We start from the raw sequence: 17,056 nt of genomic DNA, 5'->3' as shown, positions 1-17,056 counted from the left end.
GCTCGCGAAAAACCCCTAGGCGCCACTGGACATCTGGTTTTACGCGTTATCGTTCACGACCATCGCGAGCAAGCTCGCTCCTACAGGGTATGTGTCAGAGCGCAAACATCTCGGCCGGCAGTTGCATCAGACAGTCGCTCCCCGCTTCGATGGCCGCCCGATGAGCGGTGGTGCGTGGCAACAGACGCTTGAAGTAAAACTCGCTGGTCGCCAGTTTACCCCGGCAGAAGTCAGCATCACCGCTGCCAGCATCGAGCTGCGCCTGAGCCACTAGCGCCATGCGCAACCACAGGTAGCCGAGGATGATGTAACCGCTGTACATCAGATAGTCCACCGACGCGGCACCGACTTCGTCCGGGTTTTTCATCGCCGCCATGCCGACCCTGGTGGTCAGCTCACCCCACTGCTGATTCAGTTGATTGAGTTGCGCCACATACCCGCCCAGTTGTGGATGTCCGGCGTTCGCCGCGCAGAACTTGTGGACGATTTTGGTGAACCCGCGCAACAGCATGCCCTGGCTGCCGAGTACCTTGCGCCCGAGCAAGTCCAGTGCCTGAATGCCGTTGGTGCCTTCGTAGATCGGCGCAATGCGGCAGTCGCGTACCAGTTGCTCCATCCCCCACTCACGAATGAACCCGTGGCCGCCAAACACCTGCATGCCATGGTTGGTCACTTCCAGGCCGGTGTCGGTCATGAAGGCTTTGCAGATCGGCGTGAGGAACGCCAGCAGGTCTTCGGCATCCTGGCGCGCCGTTTCGTCCGGGCTCAGGTGTGCAATGTCGAGTAACTGTGCAGTGAAGTAGGTCAGCGCGCGGTTGCCTTCGTTGAAGGCTTTCATGGTCAGCAACATCCGCCGCACATCAGGGTGCACGATGATGGGGTCGGCGGCTTTTTCCGGCGCTTTCGGGCCGGTCAGCGAGCGCATCTGCAAACGGTCGTTGGCGTATTTGATCGCGCCCTGGAAGCTCGCCTCGCCCAGACACAGACCTTGCATGCCCGTGCCCAACCGCGCGTGGTTCATCATGGTGAACATGCAATTCAGGCCCTTGTTCGGCTCGCCGATCAAAAAGCCCTTGGCCTCATCGAAGTTAAGCACGCAGGTGGCCGAGGCCTTGATGCCCATCTTGTGTTCGATCGAGCCGCAGGACACGTTGTTGCGCTCACCCGCTTCGCCCATCGCGTCGGGCAGGAACTTGGGCACGATAAACAGCGAAATCCCCTTGGTTCCGGCCGGTGCGTCCGGCAATTTGGCGAGCACCAAGTGAATGATGTTAGCGCTCATGTCGTGCTCGCCCGCAGAAATGAAGATCTTGCTGCCGGAGATCGCATAGCTGCCATCGGCCGCTGGCACGGCACGGGTCTTGATGATGCCCAGGTCGGTGCCGCAATGGGCTTCCGTCAGGCACATGGTGCCGGTCCATTGGCCAGCGGTGAGCTTCTTCAAATAGGTCTGTTTTTGCGCCTCGGTGCCATGGGCGTGGATCGCCGACATCGCTCCGTGGGTCAGGCCGGGGTACATGCCCCACGAGGTGTTGCTGGAACCCACCATCTCGCTGATGACCAGCCCCAGAGAGATCGGCAACCCTTGACCGCCGTAGACCGGGTCCGCCGCCAGGCCATGCCAGCCACCCTCGACATATTGGGCGAAGGCCTGCTTGAAGCCCGCGGGCGTAGTGACCACGCCGTTGTCGAAATGGCAGCCTTCTTCATCACCGCTGCGGTTGAGCGGCGACAGCACGTTTTCGCAGAACTTCGCGCCTTCTTCGAGGATCGCATTGACCATGTCCGGGCTGGCATCGCTGGCCCCCAGCGCGGCGTAGCTACTGTGAAAGTCGAAGACGTGATCGATCAGAAAGCGCATGTCGCGCAAGGGAGCTTTGTACTCAGGCATGGTCATTCTCCGTCGGCAGTTTTTTCCAACCTACTGCCGTCGACACTACGCCACAATCAATGTCCAGTCGCTGAATGCGCGATCATCACTCAACCGTAGCGGCGTCCATGCGTACGGCGCCGCGACGGTTCTGCCCGAACGCCATCACGCAGTTGCGCCCGGCGCCCTTGGCGCTGTAGAGCGCCTGGTCAGCGGACTTGAGCACCTCTTCCGGGGTGCGCTGATCGATCCGTTCGGCAACGCCGATACTGACCGTCACCGACACACTCGACGCACCGGCACCGGAACGCCGCTGGCGCCCCTGATTGTCGTCCTGCGGGCGGTTTTCCTGATTACGCAGCTGAATGTTGTATGTGGCGATGGACTCGCGGATGACTTCCAGGTGCGGCATGCACTCTTCGAGGGTCTTGCCTGCAAACACCAGGGCAAATTCCTCACCGCCATAGCGATACGCCTTACCGCCACCGCCGATTTTCGACAGTTTGCTGGCCACCAGGCGCAGCACCTGGTCGCCGACATCGTGGCCGTGGGTGTCGTTGAATTTCTTGAAATGGTCGACGTCGCTCATGGCCAACACGTAGTTGCGCCCCAGCCGTTGCATGCGTTCATTCAGCGCACGGCGGCCCGGCAGCCCGGTCAGTTCGTCGCGGAAGGCCATTTGATAGGCTTCGTGGGCAACGGCGGCGGCGATCATCAGCATCACCTGGCTGCACATGATGTTCAGCGTGAACGGCAGGATGAAGGTCTTCGGCAGCATCCAGAACAACCCGAGCAATCCCACCAGTTGCGCGGCATGCAGCGGTCGCGGGTTGCGCCAGTATTGCCAGGTCAGCAGCACAAACACGGCAATGAACACCGGATAGGACAACTGGATCAGACTCATCCAGGCGCCATGCAACGCGGGCCAGCGAATCTCCGACAACCAGATCAGCAGCGCGTGTGGATAACTTTGCTCAAGTCCCAGCGCCACGCTGCCGACCGCCAGCAATACGGCGAATCGCGCCACCATGTCCTGGAACAGATGGGTGCGTTCCTGCCATGCCGCGAACACCCCGAACAACAATGGCAGCAGCAGGCAACACAGGTGAAAGATCACGGCGGCATCGTCACGCACCTTGCCGTTGTCGCGGTAATAGTCGGTCTGGGTGTCGAGCAGGAAGTAGGCGATGTACACCGTGACCATCAGAAACAGTTCACGCTGGCGTCGGTACACCGCGCAATAGGCGCCGCCGAGTAACAATACCAGGGTGGGCAGCACGTTGAACAGCGAGGTGAAAAAGACGTTCAGATCCTTGATGTAAGCAGCCGCAAGCCCCGCCAGCAACAGCAGTAATGACGGCAGGAAATGACTGAAACGTACAGCGGATGAGCGCGGCAAGGGTAAAGCTCCGACCCGTCAAATCAATAGATGGCAATGTGCCCACTACTGTAACGGCAGAAACCCCGAATTGCTGAGTGAATTACTGAGGTAATTGTAAAAGGGCGCCACTGACATCCATCAGATGCCAGTGGCGCAAGGGGAAATACGGTTACAGGTCGTTGTTGAACGGTTGCAGCGGCCCTTCCAGAGCCGGGCGACCCTCGGCACCGACCGGTTTGAGCTGGAAGTCCGCATCCTGCGCCTGCCTCGTCGTGATCTTCGGACTGGCCGGTTTTTGCCCGACGGAGTTTTCATCTCCCTTTTCGCCCTGCGGCAGTACCAGCGAAGGATGGTCAAACGGCGCCCGTTCCCACGCCACCCGAGGATCGGTCAACCCGACCTCCATGAACTTGACCAGCGCATCCACTTCATCCGGGGTGAGGTTCAGCCGGGTCATGTCCGGGTCGAGGTTCGAGCCGTTGTGCTGATTGACCGCCGGGTGCTCGAAGCCACTGGTATTGCTGGCATCCTCTCCACGCCGATCGCCACCACGGTTGTAGAACTCCATGACCTGCTGCAGCGTTGCGCGACTGCCGTTGTGGAAGTACGGGCCGGTCAACGCGATATTGCGCAGGGTTGGCGTCTTGAAGGCGCCATCGACCGCGTCGCGGAAATCGACATTGGGCTTGAGCGTCGCATCACAGGGAATAGCCGGGCTCAAACGCGCTTCGAAGGTGCACACATCGACGTCCAGTAGATCAGGGATCGTGCCGCCCTTCAGTACGGTGTTGTACTGACGGGTGAAAGACAACGGATTACCCCACGCATCCGAGCCACCGAGTGCCAGGTCTTCCGAGGTCGGGCGCACCCCGGTGTTGTAGAAGCCGTTGTCATAGAGCGTGGTCAGGTTGTCGGCCATGATCATCCGTTCGATACGTTCCCGAGGATGGAACAGCAAGCGGCTGCCGGCGTTGGTCAACTCCGCGCCACCGTGACAATTGACGCATTTGCCTTTCCCCAGGAACAGGTTCATGCCCTGGACCTGTTGGCTGTTCATGGCGGTGTGATCGCCCTGCAAATAGGCATCCAGCGGTGCCTGGTCCGATATCAGCGTCGACTCATACAGCTGAATCGCCAGCCCGAAGAACAACGGGAAGTTGGCCTCCATCTGGGTGTACGGCGCGCCGCCCAGCGAGACCTGCTGCGTGGCATTCCACAAGCGCGGCTGGAACGCGTTCTTGATCAGTTCACGGTACGTCGGGCGGCGGGCACCGGATACCGGCCCGAGCACCGAATCAGTGGATGAAATCCGCTGCTGCTTGAGCATCAAGGTGTCGAGCATGCGCCGGCCGATGTCGGCGAAGGTACGCCCGCCGCAGGACATTTCCACCGGGCTGCCGGGTGGACCTACCGCTTGCGAGGCGGCGGAAGCATCCTTGAGCGTCAGCCTGACTTTGGTCGCCACGCCACTGCGATCGCTGGTCACGAAAATCCCGGCGTCAGGGTCGCGATTGCCGAACGGTGAGAAGCCGTTGAAGACGTTATTGGCCCGGCCATCCCAGAAGTTGCGCACGTTGAACGCGGCGTTGATCACCGTGGGTGCGTTGCGTCCGGTGCTGCGGCGAACATTGATCCCTCCCACCTGGAAGATGCCGTCCGGTTGCTGGATGCACCTGTCGAAACGCGACTGATGAGGCTTGACGAAGTTGGCGTCGAACACGCCTTGCGAACCGATCACATCGTCAGTCGAATAGACAATCGCCGAATTGCGATCCAGCGGATCAGCCAGCACATGGGTCGGGAAGTCGCCTTTCTTCAGCAGGTAGTTCGGACCGCCCTTACCTCCTGATTTGGTGGTGTAGCTTGGCACGTCCCCCGGAATGTCCGAGGCGGTGAACGGTTTGTTGAAGATCGACGAGACGTTCGCGTTAGTGTTCGCCTGACCCGGGTTGATCTGGTTGGTAGTGCGGTGATCGGCGCCCGCGTGGAAGTGACATGACGCGCAAGCCGTGGAACCGTCACTGCCGATCTCCATGTCCCAGAACAGTGCCTTGCCCAGAAGCACTGCCGCCGAGCGATTGAGCACGTAGTCGGTCATCAGGTCGACTTTGCGCCCGCCTTCGGTTCCCGATGGGTCGGGCGGGAGCAGCCCTCGCAGCGATTGCAGAGTGGGCACGTCCGGCACGGGCGGATCGACCACTACCGGGTCAGCGGCCCAAACGTTCATGACAGGCAGGCCGGTGACGAAGAGAGTCATCGCCATCGCCCTGGCCAAACAGGTGGTTCGGAAGATGCTCAAATACTTAAACATGACGACGTTCCCGATTCAGTACGGAGTAGTCAGCCTCCGCGGTTACCCTGTTACAAGATGAGCTCATCGCCATGAATCTTGCTGTTCGCTCGAACAACCACGCCAACTTTAAGTTACATGGGTATTGCGAGACCTGACTGGCAAAGCACTCTCGTGACTCAGGCATTCTTAAACAGTGATATTTCGCAGCACTGGGTAGCGCTTCACGAAACTCTAGACGCAACAAAACATTTCATCAGGAAAATTTCAATATTTTTTAATTTAATCGGATCAAAAAACTCTACTAACTACAGCAACTGCGCACTATCCCTCAGTTCTGGTTAAACTTTTCCCACTATTGGGTGACATTCCCCGGACAGTCAGTAACAGGTGATCAACAACGACCTCCAAGGCCATATTTTAAAGGACAAAGCGTCACCAGACGCGTTTTTTTTCGAAATTGGCAGAGTATTTGCTCCTCTAAGCACCTCGATGTAAATGGCACGTTAAAAAACCTGCAACTCCGCATCACCAGCCAATAAAAATACCCACCAGACATACAACGAACCATTCGCGCGCAAGTTGCACTGCGCTAGCTATTTTTATTTAAACCTCCCACACAAGACTACTTTCTCACCCTTTCTTAAACATTCCCTTTACACACCTAAGACCTTAGTAGTACTTAATAGGCAACACTTCTCATCTGCCACTAGCGGCGATACACTTACCTACAGTTTTCACAGCACTCCAAACTTGGGTGTATACCCCCACCTACTTTGGTGTAAACCACATAACATACAATTATGTGTATATCACCAACTTCAGCGCAGCCCGCATGTTTGCTGGCTAACAAGCAATTGTGCCAATCAGGCACAACTACTGCTATGTGCCCCTCAGGCTCAAGGAAATGTCTCTCGCGTTTGCGTCCGTAACCGGCCGACGCACGCAGGTGAAAGCATCCGAACGGCAAGTGCCGACCTTACACAGGCACTGAATCCGCTGGATCGAGCCCCATTCGACACTCACGGCTTTGCGTTTCTCTTGCGCAGGATCAAGCGCATCAGCAGATCTGTGATCCCGATTGGCCGACAATTGGTCCTGCAAGATTCTGGAGTGAGCCATGAGCTTATCTTTGTACGAAAAAACGCTCGCGATACCGCTGCTGCCTCACAAACGACTCAACGGCATCTTCAGTCGCCATGCTCTGCTCGCCAGTGCTGTCGCCATCGCACTGGTCATTGGTGGTGGTGGAGATGCATTTGCCAAAAACGGAGCTGGCGGTGGCGGTGGGGGCGGAGGCGGGACTGCCAAGCCCCCGGGTTTGCCCTCGCCATTCACGACACCCACACTGCCCGATCCGATTTTTACAAACCCGACTGCGATTCATGGGTTTGACGTTACCGGTTTTATCCAAAACATGACCTTGGACACCACCAATACGAATTGCCCCACTACCAGCGACCCGGGTCGCTTCGGGGGGACCGTCCAGCTGAACGGCGTCACGATTGTTGTCCCTTGCAACACCGTTATGCAGATGCCAGCCAATACCCTGACCTGGGCTGACTTCGTCAGGGGTGGAACCCTGGCGCTCGGAAAATCTCCGGCGGCCTATCCCTCGTTCGAGATCCATGTAGTAGGCAATACCGTCTCCAACAAGCCGATTGCCGGGCTGATCTTTGTCTCCCAGCAATCCGTCAACGCCGGTAGCGGGTTCATCACCCGGATCGACTACACCAACGGCAACCTCGAAGTCGACAGCGGGAACCCGACGCAACCCACGATTATTCAGATCAACGACCCGAACGGACGTTTTGGCCGCGCCCAAAGCCCCGACCCACGCTTCTCCGTCGATGATGCCAACCCGACCATCCATGCCGCCACCGGCTACCCAATGTGCGTGCCGCGCACGATTTCCGGGGACGATGCGCTCTGCCCGCAGAAAAACCGGCCAAAAGTGGTCACTCCGACCACAACCAACAACTGCCGCAACTTCAGCCAGGCTGGCGTCACGCCTCCGGCCAGCGGGGAGCTCTCGGGGCCGGCGGTGGGGCAAACCTATTGCAGCCAGTACGTCATGAAGAGATTCAGCGATGCGACACGTACGGCGACGGACCCCGACCCGACCCAACAGGCACCCTTCGAAGTCGGCGACTTCATCAGTTGGTCCGGTACTCTGTTCAAGTCAGCAACAACGGGCCTCCCGGACTTCGTCTCTGCACACACGATCGAGGCGAATGTCGGGATCTACACTCAACCTGGTTCGCAGCCCAGCTACCTGGCTATCGGGGAATTTGGCATCGGTACGGCCGACCCGGCCGCAACGGCCATCAACGGAGTAGCCCAAGAGACGCAGGACCGGATTTTCCTTGAGGCCTCGACCACCGACATCAAGACCCCGGTCGACATTTACCTGATAGATGTCAATCCATCGACGGGCGTACAAACCAATCGCTGGGTGACACCCTATGAGATGACGGGTGAATGCAACCCTGCACTGGGTCTTGCGACCAGTTGCCTGGGAGCCTCGGGGGGTATTACCACACAGAACACGGGGCCTCAGCCACAACGCGCCAGATTGCGTGCGACCAAAGCGCCTACTGGGCTACTTAGCCAGCCGACACGTACCTTGCGCGTCGTTGCACGGTCACTTTGCGTTCCGCAGCAAGCCTTATCCCAGGCCGGTGTGGACAGTTGCATCCAGAATGCGGGCCGGCTGACCGTCGCCAATGGACTGGTTGCCGGACAGTATGTGGCGCCAGTGTTCGAGTTCATCTTTCCGGAGGGCGTCAAGCCTGGCGATCCGGTGGTGCCTAACGACTTCTGGCACCTGCCGTTCATACGTAACGGCGAAGGCGCGACCTCCCCGACTGGCGTCGGCCCTCTGGATCCGACGCCATGGTGATCAAGGCCTGACCCTAGTGCAAAAAAAAACCGCCGCTCCCGGGAGGAAGCGGCGGCTCTTTTGAACATCCCCTAAGGCTTAGTAGCCCAGGTCGAAGTTCTCTTCTTTCATGTCCATCAGGTTGTTGGCGCCCGACAGCATGGTTGCGACGTGAGTGCGGGTACGCGGCAGAATGCGCTGGAAGTAGAAGCGCGCAGTCTGCAGCTTGGCGGTGTAGAACGCCTCTTCGGAAGTGCCGGCAGCCAGTTTCTCGGCAGCCAGACGCGCCATGTCAGCCCAGAAGTAGGCCAGGCAGGCGTAACCGGAGTACATCAGGTAGTCCACGGAGGCCGCGCCGACTTCTTCGCGATCCTTCATGGCGGCCATACCGACCTTCATGGTCAGCTCGCCCCATTCCTTGTTCAGTGCAGCCAGCGGCGCGACGAACTCTTGAACCGCTTCGTTGCCTTCGTTGGTCTGGCAGAACTTGTGGACGATCTTGGTGAAGCCTTTGAGAGCCTCGCCCTGGGTCATCAGCACTTTACGGCCCAGCAGGTCGAGTGCCTGGATACCGGTGGTGCCTTCGTACAGCATCGAAATGCGGCTGTCGCGAACGTTCTGCTCCATGCCCCACTCGGCGATGAAGCCGTGGCCGCCATAGATCTGCACGCCGTGGTTGGCCGCTTCAAAACCGACTTCGGTCATGAAAGCCTTGGCGATTGGCGTCATGAAGGCCAGCAGTGCGTCGGCTTTCTTCTTCTCTTCTTCGTCCACGCCGTACTTGACGATGTCGACTTGCTTGGCGGTGAAGTAAACCATCGCGCGGTTGCCTTCGGCGAACGCCTTCATGGTCAACAGCATGCGACGTACATCAGGGTGCACGATGATCGGGTCAGCGGCTTTGTCCGGCGCTTTAGGGCCAGTCAGCGAGCGCATTTGCAGACGGTCGCGAGCGTATTTCAGGCCGCCCTGGAAACCGACTTCAGCGTGGGCCAGGCCTTGCAGCGCGGTACCCAGGCGAGCGGTGTTCATGAAGGTGAACATGCAGTTCAGGCCTTTGTTCGCCGGGCCGATCAGGAAACCGGTGGCGCCGTCGAAGTTCATCACGCAGGTGGCGTTGCCGTGGATGCCCATCTTGTGTTCCAGGGAACCGCAAGACACAGCGTTACGCGTGCCAACCGAGCCATCGGCGTTGGGCAGGAACTTCGGCACGATGAACAGGGAGATGCCTTTGGTGCCAGCCGGTGCATCCGGCAGGCGGGCCAGTACGATGTGGACGATGTTGTCGGCCATGTCGTGTTCACCGGCCGAAATGAAGATCTTGGTGCCGGAGACTTTGTAGGAACCGTCGGCCTGAGGCTCGGCCTTGGTGCGCAGCATGCCCAGGTCGGTGCCGCAGTGCGGCTCGGTCAGGCACATGGTGCCGGTCCATTCGCCGGAAACCAGCTTGGTCAGGTAAGCCTCTTGCTGCTCAGGGGTGCCGTGCTCGGAGATGGTGTTCATCGCACCGTGCGACAGGCCCGGGTACATGCCCCACGACCAGTTGGACTCGCCGACCATTTCACTGATGGCCAGGCCCAGGGATTCCGGTAAGCCTTGGCCGCCGTGCTCGACGTCATGAGCCAGGCTCGGCCAGCCGCCTTCAACGAATTGCTTGTAGGCTTCCTTGAAGCCAGTCGGCGTCTTAACGCCAGACTCGCTCCAGGTGCAGCCTTCGAGGTCGCCCACACGGTTCAGCGGAGCCAGTACCTGCTCACAAAACTTGGCGCCTTCCTCAAGAATGGCGTCAACCATGTCCGGCGTTGCGTCGGCACAAGCCGGAAGGCTCTGATAGTGCGCTTCGTAGCCGAGCAGTTCGTCACGAACGAAGCGAATATCACGCAAGGGGGCCTTGTAGTCAGGCATAGCGATAAACCTCTGCTGATGTAACCGGGAATGAACGACCGCATGGATTTGTTGTTGCGATCAAACAGTTGTTTGAAACATACGTTTACGCCGAAATCTTGTCAAGCGTCGATCTTTTGCCGTTCGTCCTTTACCCCTGATCCACGGGTTTTTCTGACCATCCAGCATGGATGAAACAGGATCCCTGTGGACCCCGCGGCTCTCGCAGATACCTCAAAGACCTGCAAAGTCAGACAGAACTGGTATTTGTGACAGTTGTTCACGGAGTTGATCTGACTTTCCATAAGGAGCCAGGCACCACTTATGCCAAACGCTCCGATCAACCCAAACTCAAGGAAGTAATTATGGACGCCAAAAAGGTTAATAACGCTCTGAATAGGGATCCAGATCTGGATCCAGCATTCGGTCCCGAAAGAGGTTATTTCTTCCCGAAACCCGGTACACGCAGTGACATATGCGCCGTTGTTTTAGGGGATGATGAATCCCTCTACCTGGCTAGTTTGCTTGCGGACGGCTCCTATGAGTTCAATCGTGCCAATGCGCTAGGCTTCACAATTGACGGTTGTAAACCCACGATTTCTACCTTTGCTGAAAGCGGCGCATCCCGTCCGACTCGGCTACTGCGACAGCTTGATGGGAAAATCGTCATGATCGGCACCTTCACCAGTGACGGAACACACCCACCCAAAGTGAGCCGACCAGCAATCACACGGTTCAATGCCAATGGCACTCCCGATCTGGTTTTCGGTCGTCACGTTTTGTCAAATGGACCCGTAAATGCGACGGTCCCACGAATTCCGCGAAAGATGGCCGATGGCTGCTTGCAGGCCGACGGAAAAATCCTGATTGCGGGCTCCTATCAATTACCGGATCCGAACTCGGCCAACTATTTCAGCAAGTTGACGAGATTGAACAGCGACGGAACCCTGGACTCATCCTTCGGGAAGGATGGCAGCATCGATGTGGTGTTTCCCAATGCACAAGTCAATGCCGCGAATGTTCAAGTTCAGAGTAACGGAAAGATTATCGTCGGCGGCGACACCAATACTCACAAGCTTCTATTGGCACGCTATACAGCCGACGGGGAGCTTGATCTAACCTTTGGTGACAAGGGTTATTTCCTGTACAAGCATTTGGATCGCCACAATACCGTGCTCAATAGCTTCATTGTCTATCAAGATAAAATCCTGTGTGCAGGCCGTGTAAACGACACGAACGGCGGGGCTCTGCTTTTGATGGTGACTGCGGACGGCCATATCGATCCAGAGTTCAACGGTGGCAAGCCGGTATTGACCCAGGAGCAATTCACAGGCTTTGAGTGGGTCGCACTTGAAACCCAGCCAGACGGCAGCATTGTGGTTGTTAGTGCACGGGATTGCGTAATCAGACGCTTTCTGCAAAACGGCCAACCCGATAACAGCTTCGTCTGGACAACAAAGCCTTTGCGCTGTTCGGATATCGCCATCCAGCCAACATCGAAACGACTGATAGTGACGGCGAATAATAATAGCGGTTACGCCTTGGCGCTGGGATTGTTAAGCAGTTCCAAGGTTCATAAACGAAACAAAACGCTCAAAGAGACTTGAGCGCTTTTTACATAAAGAACATCCACAACTGGAAAGCTACGTGAAGCTCACGCGTAAGTATCGATCAATGTTCCGAGCACTTCATCGGCGGCCTTGGCGACTTTCACGCCCAGCTCCGCCTGAATCTTGCCTTGGGCCATTTCGACCACGTTGCTGGCCAGGTCCGATTGCCGGCTGCGATCAACCGATCGCAGACGATCGACCTGCGCCTCGGAGGACTGGCTGGTGAGCGAACGCTCAAGGGTGGTGTTGGCGATCTGCCCGGCGGCTTGATCGACACGGTTCTGCCCTGACTGAAGGGTGCTCAGACCGGCATAAAAAGCGGTATTTCCTGAGATTTCCATGGGAGAACTCGTCCTTTCAAAGGATCAACAACGGCCATTGAAGCAGAGTGGCTGGCAAAACACCCGTCAAAAACACCAATGGCACAGTGCCTTGCCATAGGCAAAGCCCGCATTGCCAAACGTCAGTCCAACAGGTCCAGTTGCAAGTGCTCGGCCACGGCTTCTGCCGTCACGGCCTTGAGTTTTGGCACACGCCCCAGGCACGGCGCGGGGAGGCGCTCGGCCAGGGTGGCGAGGTTTTCTTCCAGCCGCGAGGTCTTCGGATCGATGATGTTGGCCACCCATCCCGCCAGTTGCAAGCCGTCCCGGGCGATCGCTTCGGCGGTCAACAAGGCATGGCTGATACACCCCAGGCGCACGCCGACCACCAGGATCACCGGCAGCCTCAATGCAATGGCCAGGTCCGACAGATTGTCCTGATCCGCCAAGGGTACGCGCCAGCCGCCAGCGCCTTCGATCAGGGTGAAGTCCGCTTGCAGACCCAGAATCTGCCGCATCGGCGCCAGCAACGACTGCACCGTCAACGCCACGCCCGCCTCCCGTGCCGCCAGATGGGGAGCAATGGCCGGTTCGAAGGCCATCGGATTGACCTGTGCGTAGGTCAGCGGCAGCGAACACTCCGCCAACAAGGCCAGCGCATCGGCGTTGCGCAAGCCTTTGGGCGTTACATCGCAACCGGAAGCGACCGGCTTGCCCGCCGCCGTGCTCAAACCCGCCGAACGCGCCGCATGCAGCAGCCCCGCAGCGACCGTGGTTTTACCGACATCCGTATCCGTGCCGGTGATGAAATAGGCTGCGCTCATAAGGGTTTCTCCAAAATGGCGTACACCACTTGATAAGTCGCCGGCAGGCCTCGGGCCTGACGAAACTGCTCATAAGCCTCAATCAAACCCAGAATCCGCGCCCGGCCGGTCAAGCCACCCGGTCGACCGGGATTGAGATTGTGCGCACCCAGCGCCTTGAGCTCATGGGTCAGGCTGCGCACATCCGGGTAATGCAGCACATGCGCAAGGTTTTGCAGACTGACCACCCTCAAGCAACTGGTCGCACACAACTGCTGATAAACACCGAACTCCCGGAAGCGGTTGACGTGCACCATGCCATCGACCTGTCGCCAGCTGTCGCGCAGTTCAAACAACGTCCCTGTACAAAGACTAGCAAACGCAAAAATGCCACCCGGTTTCAGCACTCGATAAGCTTCACTGAGCACCGAGTCGAAATCCGCACACCACTGCACCGCCAGGCTGGAGAAGATCAGGTCGCAGGTCGAATCCTGCAGTGGCAAGCGCTCGGCATCGCCGGCGACGAAATGCGTGGCACCGCCCAATGGCCGGGCGTGATTGAGCATGCCCTCGGCGATATCCAACGCCACACCGTGACTGCTCGGAAATTGCTCACCCAAAGCACGACTGAAATGCCCGGTGCCGCAGCCCAGATCCAGCCAACGCTGCGGTACAAAATCCTGCGGCAAGCGCCTGAGTAATTGGCTGCCGACATCACGCTGCAACTCGGCCACGCTGTCGTAGCTTTGCGCCGCGCGGGAGAAAGATGCAGCGACCTGGCGTTTGTCGGGCAAGCCGCCGGGCAGGTTGGGAAGGGATAAATCAGTCATCGCCGGACTCATGCAAAAAGGCCTGGATCGCCCCCGCCACACCGTGGGGATCTTCCAGAAGAAACGCGTGACCGGCCTGCTCAATCAGACCGATTTCTATGTCCGGCAACAACGCCAGTAAATCGCCCGCCGCCTCCGCCGGCACCAGCCCGTCGAGGCCGGCGAACAGATGCAGTTGCGGACCGCGGAACGATTGCAGTGCCTGTCGCGTATCCACTTGCGCAAGCACTTGCAGACCGTTCAGCAGCACTGGCGCGGCAGTGTTCGGTGCGCCAGCGAGCAACAACCGTGACAATCCGCGCGGGTCTTCGGCGCCTTGGGCACAGAGCAGTGAAAAGCGTTTCAAGGTCGCGCGCGGATCGGCTGCACATCCCGCCAGAAACGCATCGAAGGTTTCCGTTGGCATGGCGGCTGACCAGTGTTCATGAACGACAAAGGACGCGTTGCTGGCCAGAGTGAACACGCCGCAGCAGCGATCGCCACGCCGGGCCGCCAGTTCGCAGGCGAGCATGCCACCCAAAGACCAGCCGCCCAGCCAGGCGTCTTGCGGCAACGTCGCATCAAGCTCATCGAGCCACTCTTGAAGATCGCTCGACTCCAGGTCGGGCAACGGCTCGATCTCGACGCGCAAGTGCTCGTCCAGGCCGCGCAAAGCCGCGGCCAAAGGCTCCAGCGGTGAAACGCCAAGGCCCCAGCCGGGCAGCAGAATCAAACGATCACGCATGGCTTGGCTCCGGCTGCAGTTGTTGAAAACAATCGGCCAGTCCGTTTAACAATAGCTGCACCTGGGCCTCGCTGTGGGCTGCCGTCAGCGTGACCCGCAATCGGGCGCTGCCAGCAGGCACAGTCGGCGGGCGAATCGCGGTCACCATCAACCCGCGCTCGCGCAGCATTTGCGATAGACGCACCGCGCGCCCGGCATCGCCGACCATGATCGGTTGAATCGGAGTGAAGCTGTCCATGAGTTCCAGGCCGATCTGCCCGGCACCCTGGCGGAACTGGCGGATCAGCGCCTGCAAATGCTCGCGTCGCCAGTGTTCGCTGCGCAGCAGTTCCAGGCTTTTCAGCGTGGCGCAGGCCAGCGCCGGTGGCTGGCTGGTGGTGTAGATGTAAGGCCGGGCGAACTGGATCAGACTTTCGATCAGCTCTTCGCTGCCGGCCACAAAGGCGCCCGCGGTACCGAAGGCTTTGCCGAGGGTGCCGACCAGCACCGGAACCTCTTCCTGGCTCAAACCGAAATGCTCGACGACGCCGCCACCGTTGGCGCCCAGCGGTCCAAAACCATGGGCATCGTCGACCATCAACCAGGCGCCTTTGGCCTTGGCCTCTCGGGCCAGTGCTGGCAAATCGGCGATATCGCCATCCATGCTGAACACGCCGTCGGTAACCACCAGGGTATTGCCGGTGGCTTTTTCCAGGCGTTTGGCCAGGCTCACCGGGTCGTTGTGCAAGTAGCGATTGAACCGCGCGCCGGACAGCAGCCCCGCGTCGAGCAGCGACGCATGATTGAGCCGGTCCTCGAGTACCGTATCACCCTGCCCCACCAGCGCCGTGACCGCACCGAGGTTGGCCATGTAACCGGTGGTGAACAGCAGCGCGCGCGGGCGACCGGTCAGGTCGGCCAAGGCTTCTTCCAGGGCATGGTGCGGGGCGCTATGGCCGATGACCAGATGTGAGGCGCCGCCGCCCACCCCCCACTTCGAAGCGCCGGCACGCCAGGCTTCGATCACTTGTGGATGATTGGCCAGCCCCAGATAGTCATTGTTACAGAACGCCAGCAACGGCTGGCCATCAACCACCACTTGCGGCCCCTGCGGACTTTCGAGCAGCGGACGCTGGCGGTAGAGATTTTCGGCACGACGGGCAGCAAGGCGTGCGGCGAGATCGAAAGACATGCAGGCCTCGACTTTCAAATGACACATGTCCCCTGTGGGAGCGGGCTTGCTCGCGAATGCGGTCTGACATTCAACATTGATGTCGACTGACACGACGCTTTCGCGAGCAAGCCCGCTCCCACAGGGGGTTTCGCATTCCTTCAGAGGAACCGGAGCAAATTTCAGACGGCGGCGTTATAGAACTGCTCGCTGCTCTTCTGCTCCACCAGCGCCTGCTCGATCACCGCCTGATGCACTTCATCGGCGTGCTCTTCGCGGGCTTCCGGCAGGATCCCCAAGCGCCCGAACAGTTGCATGTCCTTGTCGGCCTGCGGGTTGGCGGTGGTCAGCAGTTTCTCGCCGTAGAAAATCGAGTTGGCACCGGCGAAGAACGCCAGAGCCTGCATCTGCTCGTTCATGGCTTCGCGGCCGGCAGACAGGCGCACGTGGGATTGCGGCATCAGGATGCGCGCGACCGCGAGCATGCGGATGAAATCGAACGGGTCGACGTCGTCGGCATTTTCCAGCGGCGTACCGGCGACTTTCACCAGCATGTTGATCGGCACCGATTCCGGATGCTCCGGCAGGTTGGCCAGCTGGATCAGCAGGTTGGCGCGGTCGTCCAGCGACTCGCCCATGCCGAGGATGCCGCCGGAGCAGATCTTCATCCCCGACTCACGCACATAGGCCAGGGTTTGCAGGCGCTCGCTGTAGGTGCGGGTGGTGATGATGCTGCCGTAGAACTCCGGCGATGTATCGAGGTTGTGGTTGTAGTAGTCGAGGCCGGCCTTGGCCAGCGCCTCGGTCTGCTCCTGATCCAGGCGGCCGAGGGTCATGCAGGTTTCCAGACCCAGGGCTTTCACGCCTTCAACCATCTTCAGTACGTACGGCATGTCCTTGGCCGACGGGTGCTTCCACGCCGCGCCCATGCAGAAGCGGGTCGAGCCGATGGCCTTGGCGCGCGCGGCCTCTTCGAGGACCTTCTGCACTTCCATCAGTTTTTCTTTTTCCAGGCCGGTGTTGTAGTGACCGGACTGCGGACAATATTTGCAATCTTCCGGGCAGGCGCCGGTCTTGATTGACAACAGGGTCGACACCTGGACGCGGTTGGCGTCGAAATGCGCACGGTGCACCGTCTGCGCCTGGAACAACAGGTCATTGAATGGCTGAACGAAGAGTGCTTTGACTTCGGCCAAAGACCAGTCATGACGCAGGGTTGCAGTGGTGCTGGCGCTCATGGGCGTTTCCTTTGAATTATGCTTTGGCATGCGGCTGGGTCATGGAATGTCACAGCCGCCTCACAGATGTTTCGG

At 59.1% G+C, this 17,056-nt stretch carries 12 protein-coding genes; 2 read left to right on the top strand and 10 right to left on the bottom strand.

What is annotated here, in order from left to right; genetic code table 11:
- Positions 1-94: 94 nt before the first annotated feature.
- From KW846_RS02910 to KW846_RS02900, 3 genes are all read right to left on the bottom strand, one after another.
- On the bottom strand, positions 95-1,891 hold the full coding sequence (locus KW846_RS02910; RefSeq protein ID WP_218481260.1) for an acyl-CoA dehydrogenase C-terminal domain-containing protein: 1,797 nt from the start codon (positions 1,889-1,891) through the stop codon (positions 95-97).
- A gap of 85 nt (positions 1,892-1,976) precedes the next feature.
- Entirely contained in the window at positions 1,977-3,269 is a 1,293-nt protein-coding gene (locus KW846_RS02905) for a GGDEF domain-containing protein (protein WP_218481259.1), read from the bottom strand.
- 151 nt (positions 3,270-3,420) lie between these two features.
- Positions 3,421-5,508, bottom strand: coding sequence for a cytochrome-c peroxidase (locus tag KW846_RS02900; RefSeq protein WP_256356564.1), 2,088 nt, complete (start codon positions 5,506-5,508; stop codon positions 3,421-3,423).
- A 1,153-nt stretch (positions 5,509-6,661) separates the two neighbouring features.
- Between KW846_RS02900 and KW846_RS02895 the strand changes: the two genes are divergently transcribed.
- Complete coding sequence (locus KW846_RS02895) at positions 6,662-8,443, top strand: hypothetical protein (RefSeq protein ID WP_218481257.1); 1,782 nt, start codon at positions 6,662-6,664, stop codon at positions 8,441-8,443.
- Positions 8,444-8,521: 78 nt separating this feature from the next.
- On the opposite strand, the gene KW846_RS02890 is transcribed toward KW846_RS02895, so the two are convergent.
- Positions 8,522-10,327: a phenylacyl-CoA dehydrogenase gene (locus KW846_RS02890; protein ID WP_007980335.1), complete on the bottom strand. Its 1,806-nt coding sequence runs from the start codon at positions 10,325-10,327 to the stop codon at positions 8,522-8,524.
- 344 nt (positions 10,328-10,671) lie between these two features.
- Here KW846_RS02890 and KW846_RS02885 point away from each other — a divergent pair, with 344 nt between their 5' ends.
- Positions 10,672-11,913, top strand: coding sequence for a delta-60 repeat domain-containing protein (locus tag KW846_RS02885; RefSeq protein ID WP_218481256.1), 1,242 nt, complete (start codon positions 10,672-10,674; stop codon positions 11,911-11,913).
- Positions 11,914-11,960: 47 nt separating this feature from the next.
- Here the strand turns inward: KW846_RS02885 and KW846_RS02880 are convergent, their stop codons facing one another.
- The 6 genes from KW846_RS02880 to bioB form a co-directional block, all read right to left on the bottom strand.
- Positions 11,961-12,257 (bottom strand): pyrroloquinoline quinone biosynthesis protein PqqE, encoded by a 297-nt coding sequence (locus tag KW846_RS02880; RefSeq protein WP_095964108.1) that lies wholly within the window; start codon positions 12,255-12,257, stop codon positions 11,961-11,963.
- 122 nt (positions 12,258-12,379) lie between these two features.
- Complete coding sequence (bioD, locus tag KW846_RS02875; RefSeq protein WP_218481255.1) at positions 12,380-13,060, bottom strand: dethiobiotin synthase; 681 nt, start codon at positions 13,058-13,060, stop codon at positions 12,380-12,382.
- Positions 13,057-13,869 (bottom strand): malonyl-ACP O-methyltransferase BioC, encoded by an 813-nt coding sequence (gene bioC / locus KW846_RS02870; RefSeq protein ID WP_218481254.1) that lies wholly within the window; start codon positions 13,867-13,869, stop codon positions 13,057-13,059. Before bioC ends, bioD begins: the two co-directional genes overlap by 4 nt.
- A complete protein-coding gene (locus tag KW846_RS02865) occupies positions 13,862-14,593 on the bottom strand; it encodes an alpha/beta fold hydrolase (protein WP_218481253.1) in 732 nt (243 codons plus the stop codon). The genes bioC and KW846_RS02865 overlap by 8 nt, the downstream gene beginning before the upstream one ends.
- Positions 14,586-15,764, bottom strand: coding sequence for an 8-amino-7-oxononanoate synthase (gene bioF, locus KW846_RS02860; protein WP_218481252.1), 1,179 nt, complete (start codon positions 15,762-15,764; stop codon positions 14,586-14,588). Before bioF ends, KW846_RS02865 begins: the two co-directional genes overlap by 8 nt.
- A 161-nt stretch (positions 15,765-15,925) precedes the next feature.
- Complete coding sequence (gene bioB, locus KW846_RS02855; RefSeq protein WP_218481251.1) at positions 15,926-16,981, bottom strand: biotin synthase BioB; 1,056 nt, start codon at positions 16,979-16,981, stop codon at positions 15,926-15,928.
- Positions 16,982-17,056: the final 75 nt, after the last annotated feature.

It is taken from the genome of Pseudomonas sp. PDM32, assembly GCF_019219225.1.
Classification (GTDB): Bacteria; Pseudomonadota; Gammaproteobacteria; order Pseudomonadales; family Pseudomonadaceae; genus Aquipseudomonas; species Aquipseudomonas laurylsulfatiphila.
The sequence above is the reverse complement of the archived record's forward strand: the minus strand, read 5'-3'. Positions and strand labels throughout refer to the sequence as shown.

What these genes read in the sequence shown, in the direction of transcription:
- KW846_RS02865 (WP_218481253.1), bottom strand. Translation starts at nt 14,593, where the DNA reads ATGCGTGATCGTTTGATTCTGCTGCCCGGCTGGGGCCTTGGCGTTTCA.
- bioC (WP_218481254.1), bottom strand. Translation starts at nt 13,869, where the DNA reads ATGACTGATTTATCCCTTCCCAACCTGCCCGGCGGCTTGCCCGACAAA.
- bioB (WP_218481251.1), bottom strand. Translation starts at nt 16,981, where the DNA reads ATGAGCGCCAGCACCACTGCAACCCTGCGTCATGACTGGTCTTTGGCC.
- KW846_RS02895 (WP_218481257.1), top strand. Translation starts at nt 6,662, where the DNA reads ATGAGCTTATCTTTGTACGAAAAAACGCTCGCGATACCGCTGCTGCCT.
- bioD (WP_218481255.1), bottom strand. Translation starts at nt 13,060, where the DNA reads ATGAGCGCAGCCTATTTCATCACCGGCACGGATACGGATGTCGGTAAA.
- KW846_RS02890 (WP_007980335.1), bottom strand. Translation starts at nt 10,327, where the DNA reads ATGCCTGACTACAAGGCCCCCTTGCGTGATATTCGCTTCGTTCGTGAC.
- bioF (WP_218481252.1), bottom strand. Translation starts at nt 15,764, where the DNA reads ATGTCTTTCGATCTCGCCGCACGCCTTGCTGCCCGTCGTGCCGAAAAT.
- KW846_RS02885 (WP_218481256.1), top strand. Translation starts at nt 10,672, where the DNA reads ATGGACGCCAAAAAGGTTAATAACGCTCTGAATAGGGATCCAGATCTG.
- KW846_RS02900 (WP_256356564.1), bottom strand. Translation starts at nt 5,508, where the DNA reads ATGACTCTCTTCGTCACCGGCCTGCCTGTCATGAACGTTTGGGCCGCT.
- KW846_RS02910 (WP_218481260.1), bottom strand. Translation starts at nt 1,891, where the DNA reads ATGCCTGAGTACAAAGCTCCCTTGCGCGACATGCGCTTTCTGATCGAT.
- KW846_RS02880 (WP_095964108.1), bottom strand. Translation starts at nt 12,257, where the DNA reads ATGGAAATCTCAGGAAATACCGCTTTTTATGCCGGTCTGAGCACCCTT.